This window comes from Microvirga sesbaniae (assembly GCF_025460805.1).
Taxonomy (GTDB): domain Bacteria; phylum Pseudomonadota; class Alphaproteobacteria; order Rhizobiales; family Beijerinckiaceae; genus Microvirga; species Microvirga sesbaniae.
On the sequence record NZ_JAMXFJ010000031.1, the window covers coordinates 18,695 to 44,070 of the forward strand.

General features: G+C 68.1%; 20 protein-coding genes and 1 pseudogene. 13 read left to right on the forward strand and 8 right to left on the reverse strand.

Annotated elements, in window-relative coordinates:
- Positions 1 to 5 precede the first annotated feature (5 nt).
- Positions 6 to 584, reverse strand: coding sequence for a tyrosine phosphatase family protein (locus OCW50_RS26170; protein ID WP_262299595.1), 579 nt, complete (start codon positions 582 to 584; stop codon positions 6 to 8).
- Positions 585 to 876: 292 nt separating this feature from the next.
- On the opposite strand from OCW50_RS26170, the gene OCW50_RS26175 reads away from it, so the two are divergent.
- From OCW50_RS26175 to OCW50_RS26185, 3 genes are all read left to right on the forward strand, one after another.
- The gene (locus OCW50_RS26175; protein ID WP_262268568.1) at positions 877 to 1,575 is read left to right on the forward strand and encodes a L,D-transpeptidase; all 699 of its coding nucleotides are present in this window, start codon (positions 877 to 879) and stop codon (positions 1,573 to 1,575) included.
- A gap of 230 nt (positions 1,576 to 1,805) precedes the next feature.
- The gene (locus OCW50_RS26180) at positions 1,806 to 2,189 is read left to right on the forward strand and encodes a DUF1622 domain-containing protein (protein ID WP_262268569.1); all 384 of its coding nucleotides are present in this window, start codon (positions 1,806 to 1,808) and stop codon (positions 2,187 to 2,189) included.
- A 279-nt stretch (positions 2,190 to 2,468) separates the two neighbouring features.
- Positions 2,469 to 3,161 (forward strand): EAL domain-containing protein, encoded by a 693-nt coding sequence (locus OCW50_RS26185; RefSeq protein ID WP_262299610.1) that lies wholly within the window; start codon positions 2,469 to 2,471, stop codon positions 3,159 to 3,161.
- A 225-nt stretch (positions 3,162 to 3,386) separates the two neighbouring features.
- On the opposite strand, the gene tyrS is transcribed toward OCW50_RS26185, so the two are convergent.
- From tyrS to galE, 5 genes are all read right to left on the reverse strand, one after another.
- Entirely contained in the window at positions 3,387 to 4,640 is a 1,254-nt protein-coding gene (gene tyrS, locus OCW50_RS26190) for a tyrosine--tRNA ligase (RefSeq protein WP_262299596.1), read from the reverse strand.
- Positions 4,641 to 4,847: 207 nt separating this feature from the next.
- On the reverse strand, positions 4,848 to 5,822 hold the full coding sequence (locus OCW50_RS26195) for a phosphoribosylaminoimidazolesuccinocarboxamide synthase (RefSeq protein ID WP_262299597.1): 975 nt from the start codon (positions 5,820 to 5,822) through the stop codon (positions 4,848 to 4,850).
- A 484-nt stretch (positions 5,823 to 6,306) separates the two neighbouring features.
- Positions 6,307 to 7,434, reverse strand: coding sequence for an outer-membrane lipoprotein carrier protein LolA (locus OCW50_RS26200; protein ID WP_262299598.1), 1,128 nt, complete (start codon positions 7,432 to 7,434; stop codon positions 6,307 to 6,309).
- A 162-nt stretch (positions 7,435 to 7,596) separates the two neighbouring features.
- Positions 7,597 to 8,163, reverse strand: a complete 567-nt coding sequence (locus OCW50_RS26205; RefSeq protein ID WP_262299599.1) for a DoxX family protein — start codon at positions 8,161 to 8,163, stop codon at positions 7,597 to 7,599.
- A 117-nt stretch (positions 8,164 to 8,280) separates the two neighbouring features.
- On the reverse strand, positions 8,281 to 9,273 hold the full coding sequence (gene galE, locus OCW50_RS26210) for a UDP-glucose 4-epimerase GalE (RefSeq protein WP_262299600.1): 993 nt from the start codon (positions 9,271 to 9,273) through the stop codon (positions 8,281 to 8,283).
- A 114-nt stretch (positions 9,274 to 9,387) separates the two neighbouring features.
- Between galE and OCW50_RS26215 the strand changes: the two genes are divergently transcribed.
- The 4 genes from OCW50_RS26215 to OCW50_RS26240 all read left to right on the forward strand — a co-directional run bounded on the left by OCW50_RS26215 (position 9,388) and on the right by OCW50_RS26240 (position 16,900).
- Positions 9,388 to 9,693 (forward strand): hypothetical protein, encoded by a 306-nt coding sequence (locus tag OCW50_RS26215; RefSeq protein WP_262299601.1) that lies wholly within the window; start codon positions 9,388 to 9,390, stop codon positions 9,691 to 9,693.
- Positions 9,694 to 10,162: 469 nt separating this feature from the next.
- A complete protein-coding gene (locus OCW50_RS33260; RefSeq protein ID WP_315974480.1) occupies positions 10,163 to 13,918 on the forward strand; it encodes a hypothetical protein in 3,756 nt (1,251 codons plus the stop codon).
- A 448-nt stretch (positions 13,919 to 14,366) separates the two neighbouring features.
- On the forward strand, positions 14,367 to 15,740 hold the full coding sequence (locus OCW50_RS26235) for a pyridoxal-phosphate dependent enzyme (protein WP_262299602.1): 1,374 nt from the start codon (positions 14,367 to 14,369) through the stop codon (positions 15,738 to 15,740).
- A complete protein-coding gene (locus OCW50_RS26240) occupies positions 15,740 to 16,900 on the forward strand; it encodes a cystathionine gamma-synthase (RefSeq protein ID WP_262299603.1) in 1,161 nt (386 codons plus the stop codon). The genes OCW50_RS26235 and OCW50_RS26240 overlap by 1 nt, the downstream gene beginning before the upstream one ends.
- 241 nt (positions 16,901 to 17,141) lie before the next feature.
- Here the strand turns inward: OCW50_RS26240 and hutC are convergent, their stop codons facing one another.
- Both hutC and OCW50_RS26250 read right to left on the reverse strand, forming a co-directional pair.
- Positions 17,142 to 17,846, reverse strand: coding sequence for a histidine utilization transcriptional repressor HutC (hutC, locus tag OCW50_RS26245; RefSeq protein ID WP_262268579.1), 705 nt, complete (start codon positions 17,844 to 17,846; stop codon positions 17,142 to 17,144).
- 7 nt (positions 17,847 to 17,853) lie between these two features.
- Positions 17,854 to 19,212, reverse strand: a complete 1,359-nt coding sequence (locus OCW50_RS26250) for a formimidoylglutamate deiminase (protein WP_262299604.1) — start codon at positions 19,210 to 19,212, stop codon at positions 17,854 to 17,856.
- A 149-nt stretch (positions 19,213 to 19,361) separates the two neighbouring features.
- Between OCW50_RS26250 and hutI the strand changes: the two genes are divergently transcribed.
- The 6 genes and pseudogenes from hutI to OCW50_RS26280 form a co-directional block, all read left to right on the forward strand.
- Positions 19,362 to 20,564: an imidazolonepropionase gene (hutI, locus tag OCW50_RS26255; RefSeq protein WP_262299605.1), complete on the forward strand. Its 1,203-nt coding sequence runs from the start codon at positions 19,362 to 19,364 to the stop codon at positions 20,562 to 20,564.
- Positions 20,565 to 20,575: 11 nt separating this feature from the next.
- Positions 20,576 to 22,111, forward strand: a complete 1,536-nt coding sequence (gene hutH / locus OCW50_RS26260; protein ID WP_262299612.1) for a histidine ammonia-lyase — start codon at positions 20,576 to 20,578, stop codon at positions 22,109 to 22,111.
- Positions 22,108 to 22,938 (forward strand): N-formylglutamate deformylase, encoded by an 831-nt coding sequence (gene hutG, locus OCW50_RS26265; RefSeq protein WP_262299606.1) that lies wholly within the window; start codon positions 22,108 to 22,110, stop codon positions 22,936 to 22,938. Before hutH ends, hutG begins: the two co-directional genes overlap by 4 nt.
- Positions 22,939 to 22,954: 16 nt before the next feature.
- Entirely contained in the window at positions 22,955 to 24,619 is a 1,665-nt protein-coding gene (hutU, locus tag OCW50_RS26270; protein WP_262299607.1) for a urocanate hydratase, read from the forward strand.
- Positions 24,619 to 25,197 (forward strand): HutD/Ves family protein, encoded by a 579-nt coding sequence (locus tag OCW50_RS26275; protein ID WP_262299608.1) that lies wholly within the window; start codon positions 24,619 to 24,621, stop codon positions 25,195 to 25,197. The genes hutU and OCW50_RS26275 overlap by 1 nt, the downstream gene beginning before the upstream one ends.
- A gap of 68 nt (positions 25,198 to 25,265) precedes the next feature.
- A pseudogene (locus OCW50_RS26280) lies at positions 25,266 to 25,376 on the forward strand (IS5/IS1182 family transposase); the annotation flags it as partial.

Here is a 25,376-nt window from a genome sequence, read left to right on the forward strand (position 1 = left end):
TCCCCTCAGGCGGCCATCTCGACCTCGCGGCCGCGGCCGAGATCCTGCATCAGCTGCACGTAGTCCGGCCGCCGCCGGATCTGGCGTCCGTAGTGCCGCCGCAGGGCCTCGGTGAGCCGCCCGTCGCGCGACAGAAGCCCGTCGGCGAAACCGACCATGAGGGAATTCGGCCAGGCCTGGGGCCGGATCTCCACCAGGCGCTCGAACAACGCGTCCTCGCTTTCGTCCGGGTCGGCCTGGGCCATGAGGGTCAGCATCGCGGCGGTCGAGCGCGAGACGCCCATGTGGCAATGGACCAGCAGGTGACCCTCGGCGTGGCCGGCCCGCCCCTCGCCCACCTCGTCCCCGAAGCGGAGAATCGCCTCCACGTCCGTTCGCGCAGGCAGGATCATGCCCGGGATGGGCAGGATGATGTCGTGGAAGCGCAGGATCGTCCTGTGATGCGGATCGTAGGCCTCGAAGGCCTCCGGGTCGGGATGATCCGGGTCGAGAATGGACAGGACATGGGTCACGGAGCGTTCGCGCTGGTCCGGCAGTTCCGCGATGCCGCAGACCGTGAGCATCTGAATGGGAGTTCGGTGCATGATCGACGCTCGCTCGCTGGCTGAATGGGGACAAGAACCTTAACGGCCCTCACGAAAGAGTTAACCCCTTGCGACGGAGAGCAATCGGCGCGTTCAAAAGACTGTGTCTTGCAAACAACACTGGACCTTTGCCACATTTGCGCCATGTGAGATCCACCTTGTCGTCACCGGCCAGGCTATGTCTCATCATGAGTCATGCTGCCGCTCCCGAATGTCGGCAGACGAATCCCAAAAACAGAAACTGCAGGTCACCCCACTGATGTTTGCTGCCTTGGCTTCGCGCCCGTCACCGATGAAAAACGCGTTCCGCTTCGCCGCGGTTCTCCTTCCGATGGCCCTGGCGGCCTGCGTCACCACGCAAGCGCCTCCGCAGCAAGCCGTGCGCCGTATCGATCCCGCTTACGCGGCCATGTACGGACCCCGCCCGGACGAGCCGCACCCGCTGCCGGCCACCGACATCTCCGAAGTCGACCCGCGCTTCCTGCGCCGCGAAGTGGCCTATTACGGCCGCGAGGAACCCGGCACCATCGTGGTCGACACCGAGGCGCGCCATCTCTATCTCGTCCGCGAGGGCGGCCGGGCCATCCGCTACGGCATCGGCGTCGGCAAGGAAGGCCTGGCCTGGAGCGGCCGCGCCCGGATCGGCCGCAAGGCCACGTGGCCGCGCTGGACTCCCACCGCCGCCATGATCCGCCGCGAGCCCGAGCGCAATGCCCGCTGGGCCGGCGGCATGGAGGGCGGCCTGAGCAACCCTCTCGGCGCACGCGCGCTCTACCTCTACAACAACGGCGTCGATACCATGTACCGGCTCCACGGCACCACCGAGCCGTGGTCGATCGGCCAGTCCGTGTCGAGCGGCTGCATCCGCCTGTTCAACCAGGACATCATCGACCTCTACAGCCGGGTGCCGGTCGGCTCGCCCGTGGTCGTGCTGCAGGGCCAGCGCCTGTTCGACGTGGAGGACGATACGCGGGTCTCCTCCGCCTATTGAGGTCTCGGGCCGGTGACAACACCCTCCCCACGTCATGGCCGGCCTTGTGCCGGCCATCCCGATGCGGAAAAGCGCCGCGCCTCGAACAAGCGGGATCACCGGGACAAGCCCGGTGATGACGTGGAGAAGATGGTCAGGGCCGGTGATGACGCCCTCCCCCCTGGAGGCCTCGCCGGACTGTCCTATGAATCCATGTCCATGAGGCTCGAGGATCGTTCCAGGGATCGTTCATGGACGAATGGTTTTTCGCCGCGCTGAGACTGACCACCCGCGCCATCGAGGTCGGCGGGATCGCCATCATCGTCCTGGGCATTCTCGGCGCGAGCCTCGCGGCCCTCTGGCAGGTCCTGCGCGGGCGCCCGGGATCGGAGGCCTTCGCCCTTTACCGGTCGAATGTGGGCCGGGCGATCCTGCTCGGCCTCGAATTTCTCGTCGCGGCCGACATCATCAACACGGTGGCGATCGAGCCGACCCTTCAGAGCCTTCTCATCCTCGGCGGCATCGTGCTGATCCGGACCTTCCTCAGCTTCTCCCTCGAGGTCGAAATCGAGGGCCGCTGGCCCTGGGCCCGGCACAGGGCCGACCGGGAGCTCTCCTCGGACGGCGCGGCCTGACACGGGACGGCAGGCCGCGCGGATCGCCGCGCGATGCCGGCGATCCGTGCCGCAGCATCCCCCGAGCACCGACCGATGCTCTCATTCAAGAAGAACGCATCGGATGGATCCCAAAAGTGCAAGTCCACTTTTCACGTCCGATGCGTTAGCGCAATCGCAAGATCTTTCTCCCATAGTCCGGTGTGGAATTCTGAAATGGTCGGAACGGAACTGTCAGTGGATACGAAGGTCGGATGCCAGGGCTGCCGGAACAGCGAACCGCTTCCGTTCGACTTCACCATGGCGTTCCACCCGATCGTGGATCTCGACCGCGGCGTCATCTGGGGCTACGAGGCGCTGGTCAGGGGAACGCAGGGGCAATCCGCCGGGCAGATCCTGAGCCAGGTCGATGAGCACCTGCAGTACAAATTCGATCAGGCCTGCCGGGTCAAGGCCATCGAGCTGGCGGGCCGCCTCTTCCCGCGGACCGAGGAAACGCGGCTGTCCATCAACTTCATGCCGAACGCGGTCTACGAACCCGCGGCCTGCATCCGAACGTCTCTGGAATCGGCCCGCCGCGTGGGCTTCGACACCCGGCGGATCATGTTCGAGTTCACCGAGAACGAGCGGATGGCGGACACGAAGCACGTGGCCCGGATCATCGCGGAGTACAAACGTCTCGGATTCATCACGGCCATCGACGATTTCGGCGCCGGACATGCGGGCCTGAACCTCCTCGCCAACTTCCAGACCGACCTCATCAAGATCGACATGGAGATCATCCGCGGGATCACGGACTCGACCGCCCGGCAGGCGATCGTCGCGGGCATCCTGGTGATGGCCCGCGCCCTCGACATCACGGTGATCGCCGAGGGCATCGAAACGGACGCGGAACTCGCCACCCTGCGGGATGCGGGCATCGGCCTGTTCCAGGGCTTCCTCTTCGCCAGGCCGGCCGTCGAAAGCCTCCCGGCCGTTTCGCTCGGTGCGTGACGGCGCCGCGCCTCACCGCATCGGGATGGCCGGGACAAGCCCGGCCATGACGTGTGGAGGGCGTCATCACCGGGTCACACCACCCTCTCACGTCATCACCGGGCTTGTCCCGGTGATCTCGATTGTTCGAGGCGCCGCGCCTCACCGCATCGGGATGGCCGGCACAAGGCCGGCCATGACGTGGGTGGGTGGTAGGAAGGGCGGAGGGTGCCGATCCCCCGCCTCTCACCCGCTCACCTCGACCCGCACATGCCGCTTCCTGCCCGCCGTGAGCTTCAGGGATCCGCCGGCGAGATCCGCCGGAGCGACGGGGGCGTCGGCGTCCTGCACGACCACGCCGTTGAGCCGCGCGCCGCTGTTGCCGACTAGGCGGCGCGCCTCGCTCCTGGAGCCGGACAACCCGGCCAGCACGAGAAGCTGCGCGACCGTGACGCCGGCCTCGAGCGCGGACCGGGAGAGGCCGATGCTCGGCAGCCCGGATGCGGTCTCGCCCTCCTCGAAGGCGCGGCGCGCCGTCTCGGCCGCGTCCCGCGCGGCGGCGTCCCCGTGCGCGAGACGGGTCGCCTCGTTGGCCAGGATCCGCTTCGCCTCGTTGATCTCGGAGCCCTTCAGCCGCCCCAGACGATGCACCTCGTCGAGGGGCAGCTCCGTGAAGAGGCGCAGGAAGCGGGCGACGTCGTCGTCCTCCGTGTTGCGCCAGAACTGCCAGAACGCGTAGGGGCCGAGCTTATCGGCGTTGAGCCAGACGGCGCCCGTCGCGGTCTTGCCCATCTTGGCCCCGGCCGTGGTGGTGAGCAGCGGCGTCGTCAGCCCGAAGAGCTGGCGCTGGTCGATCCGCCGGGCGAGCTCGATGCCGTTGACGATGTTGCCCCACTGGTCCGAGCCGCCCATCTGCAATGCGCAGGCATGATGGCGCGACAGCTCGAGGAAGTCGAAGGCCTGGAGCACCATGTAGTTGAACTCGAGCAGGGTGAGCGGCTGCTCGCGCTCGAGCCGCAGGCGCACGCTGTCGAAGCTCAGCATCCGGTTGATGGTGAAATGGGCGCCGAACTCGCGCAGGAACGGCAGGTAGCGCAGGGGATCGAGCCAGGCGGCGTTGTCCACCATCACGGCGTCGGTCGGCCCGTCGCCGAAGGCGAGGTAGCGGGAGAAGACCTGCTTCAGGCCGGCGGCGTTGCGGGCGATCTGCCGGTCGTCGAGCAGGGGCCTGCTCCCGTCGCGGAAGCTCGGATCGCCGATCCGCGTGGTGCCGCCGCCGATGAGCACGACCGGCCTGTGGCCGCATGTCTGCAGCCAGCGCAGGGCCATGATCTGCACGAGGCTGCCCACGTGCAGGCTGTCCGCGGTGGCGTCGAAACCGATGTACGCGGCCACGGGCCCGGCGGCGAGGCGCGCGTCGAGGGCCTCCACATCGGTGCATTGGTGGATGAAGCCGCGCTCGGCGAGCGTCTTCAGGAATTCGGATTTGGGGGTCGTCATCGTGTCGTCTCCTGGGATTGGCGGAAGCCGCTGCCCGGAGACCTGATCACCACATGAAGATGCCGCCGGAGAGCGGCGGCATCGAACGTCTGGTCGCAACCGAACGGAGCCGCCCTATGGGGACGGCGTAAAATAGTTCACGAAGCTGGTGCGACCGGTGATCATGGGGCGCAGGATACGGGCGCCGCGCCGGATCGTCAACCGGCCTCAGAAGAAGCCCTTCAGGTTCTCCCTCACCCGCTCCAGCACCGGAACGGCCGGGTCCGGCAGGGCGAAGGCCTGGCCGGTGATGCGCTCGAAGGCGTCGATGTAGACGCGGGCGGTCTCGAGCACCACGTCCTGCGGGATCTCCGGGATCTCGTCCTTGTACGGATCGCAGCGGGCCGCCACCCAGGTGCGGATGAAGTCCTTGTCGAAGCTCTCGGGCCGCTCGCCGGCCTCGAAGCGGCTTTGGTAGCTGTCCAGGAACCAGTAGCGGCTCGAATCCGGCGTGTGGATCTCGTCGGCGATCATGATCGTGCCGGTCTCGTCGATGCCGAACTCGTATTTGGTGTCGACGAGGATCAGCCCGCGCTGGCGCGCCATCTCCCTGCCCCTGGCGAAGAGCGCGAGGGCGTAGTCGGACACCATGCGCCATTGCTCCTCGTTCAGGAGCCCCTGGCCGACGATCTCGGCCGGGGTGAGCGGTTCGTCGTGCCCACCATGAAAGGCCTTGCTCGTCGGCGTGATGATGGTCTCGGGCAGCTTCTCGTTGTCGCGCATGCCGTCCGGCAGGCGGATGCCGTACATCGCGCGCTCGCCCTTCCTGTAGAGGGACAGGATCGACGTGCCGGTGGTCCCGGCGAGATAGTCGCGCACCACGATCTCCACCGGCAGGATGGTGAGCCTGCGGCCGACCAGCACGTTCGGGTCGGGATATTCGATCACGTGGTTGGGGCAGAGGTCCGCCGTCGCCTCGAACCAGAACCGGGCCGTCTGCGTCAGCACCTGCCCTTTCAGCGGAATCGCCGCGAGGTTGCGGTCGAAGGCGCTGATGCGGTCCGACGCGACGATGATGCGCCGCCCGTCGGGCAGGTCGTAATTGTCGCGCACCTTGCCGCGGTAGTGGTTCGGCAGTTCCGGGATGGTCGCGTCCTCGAGGACGTAACCGGCATAGGCTCCAAGGGCCGCTCGATCCACCATGCTCACCTGCCAGGATTGTTCGGACGTGTTCTAAACCGAAATTCCCGGCGCGCTAGAGCAAAACTAGCGGGAATCGTAACTCCCACTGTCATCACCGGGCTCGTCCCGGTGATCCCACTTCCGTAGAGCGCCGCGCTTTTCCGATCGGGATGGCCGGCACAGGGCCGGCCATGACGTGAGAGGGTGTCATCACCGCCTCATGCCACCCTCCACGTCATCACCGGGCTCGTCCCGGTGATCCCGCTTCCGTAGGGCGCCGCGCTTCAAAGGATCGGGATGGCCGGCACAAGGCCGGCCATGACGTGGGTGGGTGGCAGGAAGGGCGGAGGGTGCCATGACGCCGGAGGGTGTTGTCACCGGCCCTGACCACCTTCTCCACGTCATCACCGGGCTTGTCCCGGTGATCCCGATACGAGAGGCGCGGCGCTTCACCTTATCGGGATGGCCGGCACAAGGCCGGCCATGACGTGGGAGAGGGTGCCCTCTACTGCCCGGCCCGCGCGTCCCGACGGTAGGTGGCGTTGACGCCCGAGAGGGTCACGGAGGTCTCGTAGCCCTGGGCGTCGATGATGGTCCATTGCTTGAGGGCATTGGCGCGGCTGTCGTAGCGCAGGGTGATCTTCGAGGTGCCCCCGAGGGTCGCGCTGTCGTCGAACCGGACCGTCACGATGCCGTCGCGTCCCACCTGCACGTCGCGCACCTTGGTGTCCCGCGAGAGGTCGATATTGTCCTGGACGAGGAATTTCAGGGGCGTCTGCCCGACCGGGTAGACGTCGTTGGTGCCGAGCTTCTTGTCGCGAATCGCCACGTTGCGTCCGTCCGAGATCACCTCGAGGGTGCTGGGCGGGGCGTAGGCGAAGTGGAACTGGCCCGGGCGGCGCATGGAGAGCGTGCCCTCCGCCTGCTGGCCGTTGGGGTTCTTCTGGACGAAATAGGCCGACATCACGTCGAGGCTGTTGAAATAGGCGTTGACCCGCTCGAGCCCTTCCTCGGGCGTGCGGGGCCCGGGCGGCGATGTGGGCGTCGGAGCGGTGGACGGCGCGGCCACGGAGGTCGGCGCGGACACGGTCTGGGCGGGCGTCGCCCGGGCGGGCTTCGGCGGCTCCGCCACCTTGGCCGGCGGCGGCGCGGGCTTGGCCGGCTCGGCCGCCTGAACCGGGGGCTCGGGGGCCGGCTTCTGCGCCTCGGGGCCGGGCTTCGCCGCGGGGCCGGGCTTCGCCTCGGCTTTCTCGGCCGGACGCGGCGGCTCGGGCTTCGCGGCCGTCTGCGGCGCGGGCTGGGGCTTGGGGCCGGGCTGGGGCTTGGAGTTGGGCTGGGGCTGGGCGGTCCGCTGGGCCGGGCTCTGCGGCTTCTGGGCCGTCGGGTTCGGCCTGGCGGCCGGCGGCTGATTCCCGGCCTGCGGCCGCGCAGGGGCCGGCTGCTGGGGGGCCGCCTGCGGAGCCGCCGGCTGGGAGGCGCTCCCGGCGGCCTGCGGCTTCCTGAAGAGGCCGTCGAGGAAGCGGGTCAGGGGATCGGCGGATTGCTGCGCCGCGGCCGGAGACGCGCACGCGAATGCGACGGCAAGAGAGAGGAGACCACGAGCGAGGAGACGACGCACGGACGAGTGAAGCATGACGCGACTGCTAACCTGGAAAATCACCGTTGCCCGTGCGCAAAAGCACGGCGCGGCAATGCTTTATGGCCCGGATAAGAGGCTGAATGAAGGCATGAGCCTCGCAGACGGGAGCGAGTCGGTCCAGGGGCCCGCGATCGCGCTTCGATTCCCCTGCGTCCCTCACGCGGCGTCCGCCAGTTCCTCGTCCTCGGCCGCAGGCCGCGCGGGCGCGGGACGCGGCTTGGGCGCGCGTGGGCGGGACGGGTGCTTCTTCTTGCCCTTCGCCGGCTTGGCCTTGCCGTTCAGGCCGCGCCACCAGCCCTGCCAGCTCCAGGCTCCCGGTCCCACGAGAGCGTAGAACAGGAGAGCCGCCAGAACCCCGAGATGGGAGAGGAACACCGCCTGCTCCGCCTGGCGGTTGAGGCCGGCATAGTCCCAGAAGCGGTGCTGGGTGCCGGTCGTCACCACCAGGGCGGCGATGAGCACGGAGGCGCTCAGCCGCGGCGCGACGCCGACGATGAGGGCCAGGGGCCCGAACACCTCGGCGAGCACGATCAGGGTCGCCACCACGTCGCCGTAGGGCATGCCCTTCAGGGTCAGGGCGGCGGCCAGCCCGGAGATGTTCGAGAGGCGCCCGATGGCCACCGGCAGGAAGCAGCCCGCCAGCAGCAGGCGGTTCAGCAGCAGAACCCCGTTGACGCCCGATCCCCTGTCCTCGCCCATGCCCCCACCGATGCCCCAACCCATGCCCTCGTCCTCCCCTCGCCTGGTCCGGCGGCGCCGGGAATCGGCCCGGCGCCTGAGGAGCATTTGAGGCAGAGGTTCTTAATCGGCTGTTATCGCCGGCCGGCCATCCACCGCCGGTCAGAGCTTCAGGTTGCGCTCCCGGAGCATGGCCTCCCAGCGCATGGAGTGGTCCACGATGGTGGCGAGATCGTCGAGGCGGGGCTCCCATCCCAGCTCGGCCCGGATGCGGGTCGGGTCCGCCACGATCGTCGACGGGTCGCCCGCGCGGCGCGGCCCGATCCTGGCTTCCACGGGCTTTCCGGACACCCGGCGCACGGTCTCGATCACCTCGGAGACGGAAAAGCCGTGTCCGTAGCCGCAATTCATGATGAGGCTCTCGCCGCCCTGCTTGAGATGGGTCAGGGCCTGCACGTGCGCGGCGATCAGGTCGCTCACATGGATGTAGTCGCGGATGCACGTCCCGTCCGGCGTGGGATAATCCGTGCCGTAGATCTCCATGTGGGACCGCATGCCGAGCGCCGTCTGGACCGCCACCTTGATCAGGTGGGTGGCGTTCGCCGTCGACTGGCCGTGGCGCATCAGCGGATCGGCGCCCGCCACGTTGAAGTAGCGAAGGACCACGTAGCGCATGCCGTGAGCGGCCGCGACGTCGTGCAGCATGATCTCCGTCAGCCGCTTGGAACTGCCGTAGGGCGACAGGGGCCCCAGGGGCGCATCCTCGCCGATCGGCTTGTCGGAGGTGTCGCCGTAGACGGCGGCCGTGGACGAGAACACGAAGGTCTTGACCCCTGCGGCGACCGCGGCCGCCATGAGGGAGCGGCTCTTGACCGTGTTGTTCAGGTAATAGCCCAGCGGATCGGTGACGGATTCCGGCACGATGAGCTTGGCGGCGAAATGCGCGATGGCGTCGATCCGGTGCTGCTGCAGCGTGCGGAGGACGAGCTCGTAATCGCCCACGTCGCCGACCACGAGCGGGACACCCTCCGGAACCGACCAGCGGAAGCCCGTCGAGAGGTTGTCGAAGACGATCGGGTTGTGCCCGGCATCGAGCAGCGCCAGAACCATGTGGCCGCCGATGTACCCTGCCCCGCCTGTCACGAGAACGTTCATGAAATCTCCTGGAAACCTGCTCGACTCTTCGCCTGCTGGCATTATCGGTTCTGGAATTCTAGATCAATCCGATTCCGGGGGAAGGCTACCGGGCCGTTTCTAAAGGGGTGCAGCATGGACGATCGCAAGGAATACTGGTGGGTTCATCACGAGGCCGCGGTGCAGCCCGCGGAGGTCGATTTCGTCGGCGGCATTCCGGTGGGCTTCCGGTTCATCGGCAGGGCCGGCACCATCGCGGCCTCCTCGGCCGAACTGCTCGAGCGCCTGCCCGCCCCTCCGCGCCCCGTCATCAAGCCCCAGGCGCCGCAAGCGGCGCCCGCCGAGCCTCGGCGGCGCGGCTCCTGGCTCTGGTTCATCGGCATCCTGCTGCTGATCCTGGTCGCCCAGTGCTCGGGAGATCTTTTCGATCTCATCAAATGATCAAAAGTTCCGCCGCCCTGTGATCCATAGGGATAGCCACCCCTATCAAAAAGGCTTCATCCCATCCGAGGTAGGCTTATACTTCGACGGCATTACACCTCTTCATGCCTGTCCGTCGGTTAACTCGGAATTGCTCCAGGCGTATGAAATAGAGCCATTTCACTTCGCAGGATCTGCCTATTTAATCATGGGTAATCAGGCCGATACTGTAGAGGAACACGTCCAGATGCTCATTACGTCCAGCGAGACGGAGACCGATTCCGCCTCGAAGGCCCGCATGGGTCACCTGCCGTCAGCGGCAGCGCCGTTTCATCGAATCGTCGGAAACGCAGACCTGAACGCCGCCGCTTAGCCGGCTGCCATCTCCCACAACGATCGGCTTTCGCGCTGCGCGCACTGGAGGGATTCCGGTGACGATGACGCTCGCGGTTGGCCTGACCCAGACACTTGAATAAGCAGGGATTTGACCATGATCATCAATGTCGATGCGCCCACCGGCAATGCCGCGCTGGATATGGCGGCCATCAATAACGCCATCAAAGCCGCAAACGACTACTACAACGCTCATAAGTCGGAAGGTCAGGTCACCGTTCAGCTCGCAGCCGGAACGTACATGGTGAGCGGCGATCCGACGAACCCCTCCAAGGGCGCGGTGGAACTCATGTCGGGTGTCGCGCTCGTTGGAACCGGCGACCGCGATTCCACCATCAAGCTCGTCGACAATTTCAACGGGCGCATCAACGGCATCGTCCGGACGGAGCTGGACACCGTCGAGAACGTCAAGATCGCCAATCTGGTCATCGACGGCAATCGCGACAATCAAGCCGCGGGCAGCCATCAGGCCGGATTCATCTGCGGCATCAAGGAAGACGGAACCGGGCGCACCCAGTCCGACATCACCATCGACAACATCGAGGTGAAGGAATGCACGGCCTACGGGATCAACCCCCACGAGGTCACATACGATCTGACCATCACGAATTCCGTGTCCCACGACAATGGCCTCGACGGCTTCGTGGCCGATGCGGTCGTGGGCGGACTCTATGAGGGCAACGTCGCCTACAACAACGATCGCCATGGCTTCAACATCCAGAACGAGTCGAAGGACCTCGTCCTGAAGGACAACGAAGCCTTCGGCAACGGCTACCTCTACATGTATCAGGGCACCCTCGCCGGGGGCGCCGGCCTCACCATCCAGCGCGGCAACATTCCCCCGGCAGGCGAGACTGAGATTCCCTGGGTGTCCGGCATCGAGATCATCGGCGGCTCCTATCACGACAACGGCAAGGAAGGCATCCTGGTCAAGCTGTCCGAGCAGATCACCATCACGGATGTCGACATCTACGGCAATCAGCGCCAGGGCGTGAAGATCGAAGGATCTGACAATGTCACGGTCCAGAACAGCCGCATCTCGAACAACTCGCAGGAATTCGACGGCAAGTACGACGAGATCAACATCCGCGAGCGCTTCGACGACGACTATTCGCAGAACACCTACTACTCGCACAACACGCAGGTCGTGAACAACGTCATCTCCTCGACCGGAGACGTGAATTCACGCTACGGCATCCGCGAGGAGCCGACCAACGACGACGCCGGCCCGACCAACACCTCCGTATCGGGGAATACCATCAGCGGCATGGATTCGGGCAGCGTCTCGGTTCCCGGCTACGTCTGGACCGGCGACCCGGGCAACAACGCTATCGACGGCACGAGCGGGGCCGATACCATGGCCGGCGGAGCGGGCAACGACACCTACACGGTCAACCATTCGGGCGACGTGGTCACCGAGAATGCCGGCGAGGGGACGGACCAGGTCAATTCATCGATCACCTATACCCTGACGTCCAACGTGGAAAATCTGACGCTGACGGGCACGGGCGCCATCAACGGCTATGGCAACGAACTCGACAACGGGCTCACCGGCAATGAGGCCGCCAACACGCTGAAGGGCGGTGACGGCAACGATACCCTCGACGGCGGCGCCGGCGCGGACAATCTCGACGGCGGCAACGGCCACGATACCTACTTCGTCGACAATGTGGGGGATGTGATCGTCGAGAAGGACAGCCTCGGCCTCGGCGGCTACGATCGCGTGTTCAGCTCGGTCAGCTACACCCTCTCGTCCCAGGTGGAGGAACTGACGCTGACGGGAACGGCCAACCTGAACGCCACCGGCAACGCGGGCGCCAACGTCCTGAACGGCAATGCCGGCGACAACATCCTCGACGGCCAGGGCGGGGCCGACACGATGAGCGGCGGATTGGGCAACGACACCTACTCTGTCGATCACAGCGGCGACGTGGTGATCGAGGCCGCCGGCGCCGGCATCGACACGGTGTTCAGCTCGATCTCGATCTCCAGCGTGAAGGGCCTTGCGGCCAATGTGGAGAACCTGGTGCTGGTCGGGGCTGCCGCCGATGGCGCCGGCAACGGGCTCGACAACCTGATCATCGGCAACGGCCAGGTCAACAAGCTGTATGGCCTCGACGGGAACGATACCCTCGATGGCGGCGCGGGCGCCGACTCGCTGACGGGCGGCGCCGGAAACGATGTGTTCGTCCTGCGCAAGGGCGAGCTCCAGGACGACACGGTCGCCGATTTCACCGGCAGCGCGGTCGGGGGCGGCGACCGGATCGAGTTCGTGGGCTTCTCCAGCCAGGCGACCCTGACCTCGCTCGGCGGCGGCGTCTGGATGGTTGTCGACGGGAGCTATTCGGAAAGCTTCCGTGTCTCCGGCGGAGCGAAGATCAGCGCCGGCGATCATAATCTGATCTCGGCGGCCGGCCCGGTCTGGAACGGCAATGCGGGCGACAACGTGATCGCCGGCACCGCCGGAGCCGACACCATGAACGGCGGAGCGGGCAACGACACCTACACGGTCAATCATACCGGCGACGTCGTCAACGAGGACGCCGGCGCCGGAACCGACACGGTGATCAGCTCGATCTCCGTCTCCCTCGACCGGCCGCTGGCGGCCAATGTCGAGAACCTGACCCTGATCGCTCCGGCCGATCCGACCAAGCCTGCGCTCCAGGGCACCGGAAACGCCCTCAACAACGTCATCACCGGCAACGATCAGGACAACAAGCTGTACGGGCTCGAAGGCGATGACACGCTCATCGGCGGTCTGGGCAACGACACCCTGGATGGAGGGATCGGTACGGATACGGCGATCTACGGGGGGAAGAAGTCGGATTACACCGTCACGATGAAGATCGACGAATGGAAGGTGATCGGACCGGACGTGGGCACCGATACCCTGAGAGGCATCGAGATCGTGCAGTTCTCGGACGGTCGTTACTTCAACGGCGTGTGGGAAGCCAAACCCGTGGACTCTGGCACTCCCGGCACGCCCGGCAATCCCGGGACGCCGAGCAATCCCGGCACACCCTCCAACCCCGGGACACCGGCCGATCCCGGGACGCCGAGCAATCCGGGCACGCCCGTCACTCCGGGAACGCCCAGCAACCCGGTCGATCCAGGAGTTCCGGCGGTCCCGACGGAGGTTCGGAACGGCAGCCAGAAGGCGAACATCCTCACCGGCAACGACAACATCAACATCATGGACGGGCGCGGCGGCAACGACGTGATCCGCGGTCTGGGCGCGGATGACAGGCTCCATGGCGGCGCCGGGCACGACAAGGTCTACGGCGATGCCGGCGACGACTACGTCTATGGCGACAGCGGCAACGACACGGTCTACGGCGGCGCCGGCGACGACCATGTCTATGGCGGCTCCGGCAACGACAAGGTCCTCGGCGACGCCGGCAACGACCATGTCTATGGCGGCGGCGGCCACGACACGGTCTATGGCGGCGCGGGCGACGACGTGATCGACGGCGACGACGGCAACGACGTTCTCTTCGGCAATGCCGGCAGCGATGCCTTCGTGTTCGCCGACAAGATCGGCAGCGCCAGCACCAACCGCAAGGTCAACTTCGACACGATCAAGGACTTCAACGTCCAGGCGGACAGCCTCTGGCTCGACAACGCCGTGTTCAAGAAGCTCGGCGGCGGCACCCTGGCGAACCCGACGCAACTCGACAAGGAGTTCTTCGTCACCGGCACCAAGGCCAAGGAAAGGGACGATTACCTGATCTACAACAGGAAGACGGGAATCCTCAGCTACGATGCCGACGGGTCGGGCTCCAAGGCGGCGGTGGAGATCGCGCAGCTCTCGAAGAACCTGAAGCTGACCTTCCAGGACTTCTTCGTCGTCTGACGGCAGGCCTGGATCAGGGGTCCCGGCCGGCCCGCGCCTCGTGCGGACGAGAGCGGGCCGGATCCCTCCCCCCGGCATCACCCGCTCACACCCCCTCGACGTCATCACCGGGCTCGTCCCGGTGATCCCGCTTCCGGGAGGCGTTGCGCTTCACCTTATCGGGATGGCCGGGACAGGCCCGGCCATGACGTGGAGGGTGGCAGTGCCGGCCCTTACCACCTTCTCCACGTTATCACCGGGCTTGTCCCGGTGATCCCGCTTCCGAGAGGCGCCGCGCTCAAGACAATCGGGATGGCCGGGACAGGCCCGGCCATGACGTGGCGGGTGGCAGTGCCGGGCTCGTCCCGGTGATACGGCAGGTGACAACCCGGAAGGGGAGCTATAAGAACCACTCTGTTTCACGTATAAAAAGAAACAAATATTCTATTCTACATCGGAAAGATGCGAAATGGTCGCTCACGGAGCCCTGGACCTGATCGGAAAGACCCCCCTGGTCGAGGTCACGAGACTGGATACCGGTCCCTGCACGCTCTTCCTCAAGCTCGAGAGCGCCAACCCGAGCGGCTCGATCAAGGACCGGCCGGCCCGCGCTATGATCGAGGCGGCGGAAGCCGACGGGCGCCTGAAGCCGGGCGGCACCATCATCGAGGCGACGGCCGGCAATACCGGCGTCGGGCTGGCCCTGGTGGGCGCCAGCAAGGGCTATCGCACCCTCCTGGTGGTGCCGGACAAGATGAGCCGTGAGAAGGTCCTGCACGCCAAGGCGCTCGGGGCCGAGGTGGTGATCACCCGCTCGGACGTGGGCAAGGGCCACCCGGACTATTACCAGGACCTCGCCCAGGCCCTCACCGACAAGACCCCGGGGGCCGTCTACATCAACCAGTTCGAGAACCCGGCGAACCCGGCCGCCCACGAGGCGAGCACCGGCCCCGAGATCCTCGACGGGATGGGCGGCGACGTGGACGCCGTGGTGGTCGGCGTCGGATCCGGCGGCACCCTGTCGGGCGTCGGGCGCTATCTGAGGAAGGCCTCGCCCAAGACCGCCATGGTGCTGGCCGATCCGGCCGGGTCGATCCTCGCCCCGCTGGTCGAGACCGGAGAGATGACCGAGGCCGGCTCCTGGGCGGTCGAAGGCATCGGCGAGGACTTCGTGCCGCCGAACTGCGACCTGTCCCTGGTGAAGAAGGCCTATTCCATCGGCGACAAGGAGAGCTTCTCGGCGGCGCGCGATCTGCTGCGCCGGGAGGGCATCCTGGCGGGCTCCTCGTCCGGCACGCTGCTCGCGGCGGCCCTGCGCTATTGCCGCGAGCAGACGGAGCCCAAGCGCGTCGTCACGCTGGTGTGCGACACGGGCGCCAAATACCTGTCGAAGGTGTTCAACGATGCCTTCATCGCCCAGGAGGGATGGCTCGACCGGCGGACCACCGGCACCGCGCGCGACGTGGTGATCAACCCGTTCGGCGAAGGCGCCACCATCTTCGTCTCGCCGGGCGAGACCCTGCGCTCGGCCTTCGCCCGCATGCGCTTCTCGGACGTCTCGCAGCTGCCGGTGATCGATGACGGCCGCGTGGTCGGCCTGGTCGACGAGAGCGACATCCTGGACGCGCTCGTCGCCCACGAGGGCGCCCCCCAGAGCGTGTTCGCCCGGCCCGTGCGGGACGTGATGGTCTCGCGCCTCCAGACGATCGCCGCCGACGCGCCGGTCAGGGAGCTTCTGCCGCTCTTCGCCGCCGGCCTCGTTCCGGTGATCATGGACGGCGAGTCCTTCGTCGGCCTCGCCACCCGCATCGACCTCATCAACTATTTCCGGATCCACCCCTGATGACCGCTCGCAACCAGCTCGATTTCGCCACCCGCTGCATCCATGCCGGCCAGTCGCCGGATCCCACCACGGGCGCGGTGATGATGCCGATCTACGCCACATCCACCTTCGCACAGGACAGCCCCGGCGTTCACAAGGGCTTCGAATACGCCCGCTCGCAGAACCCGACCCGCATGGCGTTCGAGCGCTGCATCGCGGACCTGGAGGGCGGCGCCGCGGCCTTCGCGTTCTCGTCGGGCCTCGCCGCGAGCGCCACCGTGCTCGACATGCTGGAGCACGGCTCGCACATCGTCGCCTCGGACGACCTCTACGGCGGCACGCGCCGCCTCTTCGAGCGGGTGCGCCGGAAGTCCGCCGGTCTCGACATCACCTATGTGGATCTCGGGAACCCGGATGCCGTGAAGGCGGCCCTGCGCCCCAACACCAGGCTGGTCTGGGTCGAGACGCCCACCAATCCGCTCCTGAAGCTCGCCGATCTCGAGGCCATCGCGGCCGCCGCCCGGGGCCACGGGACCTGGCTCGTCGCCGACAACACCTTCGCGAGCCCGTGGGTGCAGCGCCCGCTCGAATTCGGCTTCGACATCGTGGTGCATTCCACCACCAAGTACCTCAACGGCCATTCCGACATGGTCGGCGGCGTGGTGATCGTGGGCCAGAACCAGGAGATCCGCGAGAAGATCGCGTTCCTGCAGAACGCCGTCGGGTCCGTGTCCGGCCCCTTCGACAGCTTCCTGGCCCTGCGCGGCCTGAAGACCCTGTCCCTGCGCATGGAGCGGCACTGCGCCTCGGCGCTCAGGATCGCCCAGTTCCTGGAGACCCATCCCGGCGTGGACGGGGTGATCTATCCGGGCCTGGCCTCGCACCCGCAGCACGAGCTGGCCCGGCGCCAGATGCGCGGCTTCGGCGGCATCATCACGGCCCGCATCGCGGGCGGCCTCGAGGGCGCGACGCGCTTCCTCGAACGCTGCCAGCTCTTCACGCTGGCGGAAAGCCTCGGGGGCGTCGAGAGCCTGATCGAGCATCCGGCGATCATGACCCACGCCTCCGTGCCGGCGGAGGTGCGCGCCGAGCTCGGAATCGACGACGGCCTCGTGCGCCTGTCGGTCGGCATCGAGGACGCCGACGACCTGATCGAGGACCTGCGGTCGGCCCTGTCGTAGAACGCCCGCGGGTCCGCCCCTCGCCCCGTCCCTCTCCACGTCATCACCGGCCTTGTGCCGGTGATCCCGCTTCTGTGAAGCGCCGCGCCCTTCCGATCGGGATGGCCGGCACAAGGCCGGCCATGACGTGGGAGGGTGGCGGGACGGGCGGAGGGTGGCGGGACGGGCGGAGGGTGCCATGACGTGAGAGGGCGGTGGGTATCCCTCGGGTCTCGCGACCGCCCGGGCCGGCACAATCCGGTCACGCCACCGGCGAGAACCGTCCCACGAGCTGATGCCGGTCGCCCGGATAGGTGATGCGCGCCTCGGTGACGAACGCGCCGGCCTGCCAGGTGCGCCGCTCCAGCACCAGGCAGGCGGCACCGGTCTGGACCCGCAGCCGCTTCGCCATGGCGCTGTCGGCGCTGACGGCGCGCACGATATGCTCCGCATCCGTCCACGGCACGCGCCGCAGCAGCCAGGTGCCCGGCGGATCGTCCTGGAACGTCTCCCCGTCCGCCTCGGGCACGGTGGCGAGGTTGATCAGGCGCTGCTCGAAGGCCTGCGGCACGTCGTCCATCACGTGAAGGGTGGACAGGCAGAGCATCGTCGTGCCGGCCGGCAGCCCCGTGCGCTGCGCGGCCGCGGCGTCGATGGGCTCGACGGCGCGATGCAGGATCTTGAACCGGTAGTCGATTCCGGCCCGGGCCGCCTCGAGGGCGAAATCCTGGATCTGCAGCACGGCCTGCTGGCTGCTCGGCTCCGCCACCACCGTGCCGGCGCGGCGCCGGCGCGTGATGAGGCCGTTGGCCGCGAGGGTGGAGAGCACCTTGTTCACGGTCATGCGCGAGCAGCCGTATGTGGCCATCAGCTCGTGCTCGAAGGGAATGCGGTGACCCGGCGGCCATTCGCCGGACATGATCCTGGCCTCGATGTCGTCCCGGATGCGCTGGTGCAGATGCTTCATGGGTCGCTCATGCCACAAGATGCGCCAGGGCGCGCGCATAGCGGGCGCGGATCGCCTCCCGGTCCACGTGCCGGCCGTTCCTGACCCTGTCCCGCCCCGCGACCACCACCGTGTCGATCGCCGCCTTGCCGGCCACGAACACGTAGGCATCGATCCAGCGATCCCCCGAGACGGCGGCGAGATCCGGATGGCCGGCGTCGAGCGCCACGAGATCGGCGCGATGCCCGGCGGCGATCGCCCCGATGCGGCGGCCCAGGGCCCGGGCGCCGCCCGCCAGCGCCGCGTCGTAGAGGCTGCGCCCGGTCGACCGGCCCTCGCGTGCGGCCAGCACGTTGCGGGCCCGGTGCTTGAGGCGCTGGCTGTATTCGAACTGCTTGAGCTCTCCCGGAGCGGAGATCTCGATGTTCGAATCGGACCCGACCCCGAACCGGCCGCCGGCCGCGAGGAAATCGACGCCCTCGAAGAGGCCGTCGCCGAGATTGGCCTCCGTGATGGGGCACAGGCCCGCCACCGCGTCGCGTCCGGCGATTCCTTCGACCTCGCGCGCATCGAGATGGGTCGCGTGGATGAGGCACCAGCGACCATCCACGGGCGCATGGTCGAGCAGCCAGGCGACGGGGCGCCGTCCCGACCAGGCGAGGCAGTCCTCGACCTCCTTCACCTGCTCGGCGATGTGGATGTGGACCGGCCCCTCGCCGGCGAGGGTCAGGACCTCGCGCAGGCTGTCCGGCGTGACGGCCCGCAGGCTGTGCGGCGCGATGCCGACGACCGCGTCGTCGAGACCGGCCACGGCGCGGCGCGCCCCGTCGAGCAGGCGGGAATAGCTCTCCGGATCGGTGATGAAGCGCCGCTGGCCCTCGCCGGGCGCCAGGCCGCCGAAACCGCCCTGGGCGTAGAACACCGGCAGCAGCGTCAGGCCCATGCCGGTCTCCCGAGCGGCGGCCGCGATGCGGCCGGAGAGCTCCGCCATGTCGGCATAGGGGCGTCCGTCCGCGTCGTGGTGCAGGTAGTGGAACTCGGCGAGGGCCGTGAAGCCGCCCTCCAGCATCTCCATCATGGCGAAGGCCGCGATGGCCTCCACGTCGTCGGGCGTCAGCGAGCCGAGGAACCGGTACATCACCTGCCGCCAGGTCCAGAAGCTGTCCCCTTCCGGCCCTCTCGTTTCGGCCAGTCCCGCCATGCCGCGCTGGAACGTGTGGGAGTGCAGGTTCGGCAGGCCGGGCAGCGTGATCCCGGCGACGCGCTCGCGACCTTCGGGCGCATCATGCGGCCGGACGGCCATGATCGTCCCGCCGTCGATATCGACCCCCACCTGCTGCGCCCAGCCTTCCGGCAGCAGGGCGTGATCGAGAATGAGCCTGCGCATGCTGACACCTTCGCTGTCGATGCCCCGGGACGCCGCCGCCAAAAGGCCACGCCGGGGCCGGACCATCGGAACCGATCGAATAAGTCTAGACAATACCCGCGAACCGCGATTATGTATAGACATTATCGCAACCTCACCGGAGCAGGACCATGCGCTTCGACCGGGTCTGGTTCAACGCCCGCCTCGCCACGCTCACAGGGGACGGTCTCGGGATCGTCGAGAGCGGCGCCGTCGCCGCGAAGGACGGCCGGATCGCCTTCGCCGGGCCGGCGGACGCGCTGCCCGCCGGCTGGGATTTTGCCGAGCGGATCGATTGCGAGGGCCGCTGGATCACCCCCGGCCTCGTCGATTGTCACACGCACCTGGTTCATGGCGGCGACCGGGCGCACGAGTTCGAGCTGCGCCTGAAGGGCGCGAGCTACGAGGAGATCGCCCGCGCGGGCGGCGGCATCCTGTCCACCGTGAAGGCGACCCGCGCCGCGAGCGAGGACGACCTGGTGGCGAGCGCCCTGCCCCGCCTCGATCACCTCATCGCCGAGGGCTGCACCACGGTCGAGATCAAGTCCGGCTACGGGCTCGACCTCGACACCGAGGTGCGTTCCCTGCGCGCCGCGCGGCGCCTCGCCGGGGAGCGCCCCGTCTCCATCGTGACCACGTTCCTCGGCGCCCATGCCCTGCCGCCGGAGGCGAACGGCGACAAGGACGCTTTCATCGACACATTGTGCCGCGAGATGCTGCCGGCGCTCGCCCGCGAAGGTCTGGCCGATGCGGTCGACGCCTTCTGCGAGGGCATCGCGTTCTCGCCCGAGCAGACCGCCCGCGTGTTCGACGCCGCCCGGGCGCAGGGGCTCGCCGTCAAGCTGCACGCCGACCAGCTCTCGAACCTGCACGGCGCGAAGCTCGCGGCCGAATACGGCGCGCTCTCGGCCGATCATCTCGAATACACGGACCGGGAGGGCGCCGCCGCGATGGCGAAGGCCGGCACCGTCGCGGTGCTGCTGCCGGGCGCCTTCTACATGCTGCGCGAGACGAAAGTTCCGCCGATCGCCGCCTTCCGCGAGGCCGGCACGCGCATGGCGCTGGCGACCGATTGCAACCCGGGCACGTCGCCCCTGACCTCGCTCCTGCTCACCATGAACATGGGCGCGACCCTGTTCCGCATGACCGTGGAGGAATGCATCGCGGGCGTCACCCGCGAGGCGGCCCGGGCCCTCGGACGGCTCGACGAGATCGGCACGCTCGAGATCGGCAAGTCCTGCGATCTCGCGATCTGGACCATCGAACGGCCGGCGGAGCTCGTCTACCGCATCGGCTTCAACCCGCTTCACGCCCGTGTCTGGAGGGGACAGTGACACAGACCATCATGCTTCAGCCCGGCTCCGTCGCGCTCGCCGATTGGCGCCTGGTCTATTTCGGCGCCGCGGTGGCGCTCGATCAGGATTGCCGCGCCGCCATCGAGGCCGGCGCCCGGACCATCGAGGCGATCGTCGCCAAGGGCGAACCGGTCTACGGCATCAACACGGGCTTCGGGAAGCTCGCGAGCGTGCGCATCGGCGCGGCGGATCTGGCGACGCTCCAGCGCAACATCGTGCTGTCGCATGCGGCCGGGACCGGCGAGCCGCTGCCGCCCGCGGTGGTGCGGCTCGTCATGGCCCTCAAGCTCGCGAGCCTCGCCCAGGGCGCCTCCGGGGTGCGCTGGTCGACCATCGAGCACCTGGCCGCCTGCCTCCGGGCGGATCTCGTTCCGGTCGTTCCCGGTCAGGGGTCCGTGGGCGCGTCGGGCGATCTCGCCCCCCTGGCCCACATGACGGCGGCCCTCATGGGCGTCGGCGAGTTCTTCGTCGACGGCAGCCGCCTGCCGGCCCAGGAGGCGCTGAGCCGGACGGGCCTCACGCCCCTGACGCTCGGGCCCAAGGAGGGTCTGGCGCTTCTCAACGGCACCCAGGTCTCGACCGCCCTGGCGCTCGCCGGATTGTTCGAGGCCGAGCGCGTGTTCCAGGCGGGCCTCGTGACGGGAGCGCTCGCCACCGACGCCGCCAAGGGATCGGACGGGCCGTTCGACGCGCGCATCCAGACGCTGCGGCGCCATCGCGGGCAGATCGAGGTCGCCGCGTCCTTGCGCGCGCTGATGCAGGGGAGCGCCATTCGCGCCTCCCACCTCACCAACGACGACCGCGTCCAGGACCCGTACTGCCTGCGCTGCCAGCCGCAGGTGATGGGCGCGGTGCTCGACCTGCTGCGGCAGGCCGGCGGGACGCTCGGCACGGAGGCGAACGGCGTCTCGGACAACCCGCTCGTCTTCTCGGAGACCGGCGAGGTCATCTCGGGCGGCAACTTCCATGCGGAGCCGGTGGCCTTCGCGGCCGACATGATCGCCATGGCCCTGTGCGAGATCGGCTCGCTCGCGGAGCGGCGCATCGCCATGCTGGTCGACCCCGCCCTGTCGGGCCTGCCGGCCTTCCTCACCCCGAAGCCGGGCCTGAATTCCGGCTTCATGATCCCGCAGGTGACGGCGGCCGCGCTCGTCTCGGAGAACAAGCAGCGCGCCTATCCGGCGAGCGTGGATTCGATCCCGACCTCCGCCAACCAGGAGGACCATGTGTCCATGGCCACGCACGGGGCGCGGCGCCTGCTCCCCATGGCGGCGAATGCCGCGAACGTGATCGGCATCGAGCTGCTCGCGGCCGTCCAGGGCTGCGACTTCCATGCGCCCATGCGGTCGAGCGAGCGCCTGGAGCGGGCCCGCGCCCTGCTGCGCGGGGCGGTGCCGCATCTCGACGACGACCGGCACATGGCGCCCGACATGGCGCAGGCGACGGCGCTCGTCGTCTCGGGCGCGCTCGCGGATGCCGCCGGTGCCGACGTGCTGCCCCTCGTGACGGATGAGGTCCGGGCATGAGCGCATATCCGGACTGGCTCACGGTGGTTCGCGGCGATGCGCCTCTCGTGGTGAGCCTGCCGCATACGGGCACCGAAATTCCCGCCGCGTACGAACGCGGCCTCGTGTCGCCCTGGCTGGCGCGCAAGGACGCGGATTGGTGGATCGAGCGGCTCTACGGTTTTTCCGCCGGGCTCGGCGCCACCGTGATCCGCACCGCGATCTCCCGCACGGTGATCGACGTGAACCGCGACCCCTCCGGCGTCTCGCTCTATCCGGGACAGGCGACCACCGAGCTGTGCCCGACCACCACCTTCGACGGCGAGCCGCTCTACGAGCCGGGCGCCGAGCCGACCAAAGCGGAGATCGCCGAGCGCCGCGCCCGCTTCTTCGATCCCTATCACGCGACGCTTCGCGGCGAGATCGAGCGTCTGCGCTCCCGACATGACCATGTGGTGGTCTACGATTGCCACTCGATCCGCTCGGTCATTCCCCGTCTCTTCGACGGCACCCTGCCCCACTTCAACATCGGCACCGATGGCGGACGCACCTGCGCGCCGGCCCTGAGCGACGCCATCGCGGCGATCTGCGCCGGCAGCGGCTTCACCCACGTGGTCAATGGCCGCTTCAAGGGCGGCTTCATCACGCGCAGCCTCGGACGCCCGGAGACCGGCGTCCATGCTGTCCAGATGGAGCTCGCCTGCCGCGGCTACATGAAGGAACCCCTCGGCCCCGTCACGGACGGCGAATGGCCGACGCCGTATGACGAGGATCATGCGGCGCCCATGCGGGCCGCGCTCACCCGCATCCTTCAAGCCTGCCTCACCTTCACCCCGTCCAAAGCCTGATCCGAGGACCCGTCCCATGACCCGCATCGACAACGCCCGCGTGATCCGCGCTCCCCACGGCACCGACCTGTCGGCCAAGAGCTGGCTGACGGAAGCGCCCCTGCGCATGCTGATGAACAACCTCGATCCCAACGTCGCCGAGAAGCCCGGCGAGCTCGTGGTCTATGGCGGCATCGGCCGCGCGGCGCGCGACTGGGAGAGCTTCGACCGGATCGTCGCGGCCCTGAAGACCCTGGAGGCCGACGAGACGCTCCTCGTGCAGTCAGGCAAGCCGGTCGGCGTGTTCCGCACCCATGCGGATGCGCCGCGCGTGCTGATCGCCAATTCCAATCTGGTGCCGCACTGGGCCACCTGGGACAAGTTCCACGAGCTCGATCGCAAGGGGCTGATGATGTACGGCCAGATGACGGCCGGCTCCTGGATCTATATCGGCACGCAGGGCATCGTGCAGGGCACCTACGAGACCTTCGTGGAGGTGGGCCGCCAGCATTACGGCGGCGATCTCTCCGGCCGCTGGATCCTCACGGGCGGCCTCGGCGGCATGGGCGGCGCGCAGCCGCTCGCCGCCACCATGGCGGGCGCCTCGTGCCTGGCGGTCGAATGCCAGCTGAGCCGCATCGAGATGCGCCTGCGCACCGGCTATCTCGACCGGCGCGCCGACACCCTCGACGAGGCCCTGGCGATCATCGAGCAGGCCCGCCGCGACGGGAAGCCCGTGTCGGTCGGCCTCCTCGGCAACGCGGCCGAGATCTTCCCGGAAATCTACCGGCGCGGGATCCGTCCCGACGCGGTCACGGACCAGACCTCCGCGCACGACCCGATCAACGGCTACCTGCCGAAGGGCTGGACCCTCGCCGAGTGGGAGGCCCGGCGCGAGACCGACCCCAAGGCGGTGGAGCATGCCGCCAGGCGATCCATGGCCGAGCACGTGCGCGCCATGCTCGACTTCCACAAGGCCGGCGTGCCGACCCTCGATTACGGCAACAACATCCGCCAGATGGCCAAGGAGGAAGGGGTCGACGACGCCTTCGACTTCCCGGGCTTCGTGCCGGCCTATATCCGGCCGCTCTTCTGCCGCGGCATCGGGCCGTTCCGCTGGGCGGCGCTCTCCGGCGATCCCGAGGACATCTTCAGGACCGACGCCCGGGTGAAGGAGCTGCTGCCCGACAACAAGCACCTGCACAACTGGCTCGACATGGCCCGGGAGCGCATCCAGTTCCAGGGCCTGCCGGCCCGCATCTGCTGGGTCGGCCTCGGCGACCGGCATCGCCTCGGCCTCGCCTTCAACGAGATGGTGGCGAAGGGCGAGCTGAAGGCGCCGGTCGTGATCGGCCGCGACCATCTCGATTCCGGCTCGGTCGCGAGCCCGAACCGCGAGACCGAGTCCATGAAGGACGGCTCGGACGCCGTGTCCGACTGGCCGCTCCTCAACGCGCTCCTCAACTGCGCGTCCGGGGCCACCTGGGTGTCGCTGCACCACGGCGGCGGCGTCGGCATGGGGTTCTCGCAGCATTCCGGCATGGTGATCGTCTGCGACGGCACCCCGGAGGCGGCCCGGCGCATCGAGCGCGTGCTGTGGAACGATCCGGCGACGGGCGTGATGCGCCACGCCGATGCGGGCTACGACATCGCGGTCGACTGCGCCCGGGAGCACGGCCTCAACCTGCCGAGCCTGCCCTGATGGCCGCGCGCGTCATCCGCCATCACGATCTCGTCCGCGTTCCGTGGAAGAACGGGGGCGGCACCACCGCGGAGGTCGCGGCGTTTCCGGACGGCTCGGGCTTCGAGACCTTCGGCTGGCGCGTCAGCATGGCGGATGTGGCGTCCGACGGGCCGTTCTCGCTCTTTCCCGGGATCGACCGCACCCTGATCGTGGTCGAGGGCGAGGGCATCGCGCTCGACCTGGAGGGCGTGTCGTACCTTTTGGACCGGGACACGCCGACGCTCTCGTTCCCGGGCGACGACGTCACCGCCGGGCGCCTCCTGTCCGGGCCGATCCGCGACCTCAACGTGATGACGCGCCGCGGGCAGTTCCGGCACCGCACCCGGTTCGCGGAATCCGGGGTCGCCCTGCTGTCGGAGGACACGGACGTGGCCTTCATCGTCCCGCTCGACGGCTCCTTCGACATCACGGTCGATTCGGCGATCCATTCGCTCGGGGTGCTCGACGCCCTGAGGCTCGACGGGACGCAGGATCTCATCGCCCTGTCCGGGACCGGCCGCGCGATCCTCGTGGAGATCGCCCCCGACCTGCCCTAGGCTCTGTGGACTCTTAGGATTCCCTTTTGCGTCAGGACGTGATTCAAGACTGTTTTTGGGAGGCGGTCTTGGGCGTGTTGGATCGTTTGGTGCTGAGCGATGCTCAGTGGGAGCGGATTGCGCCGCTGATCATCGGGCGCCCGGATCAGAAAGGCTCGACGGGCCGGGACAATCGGATG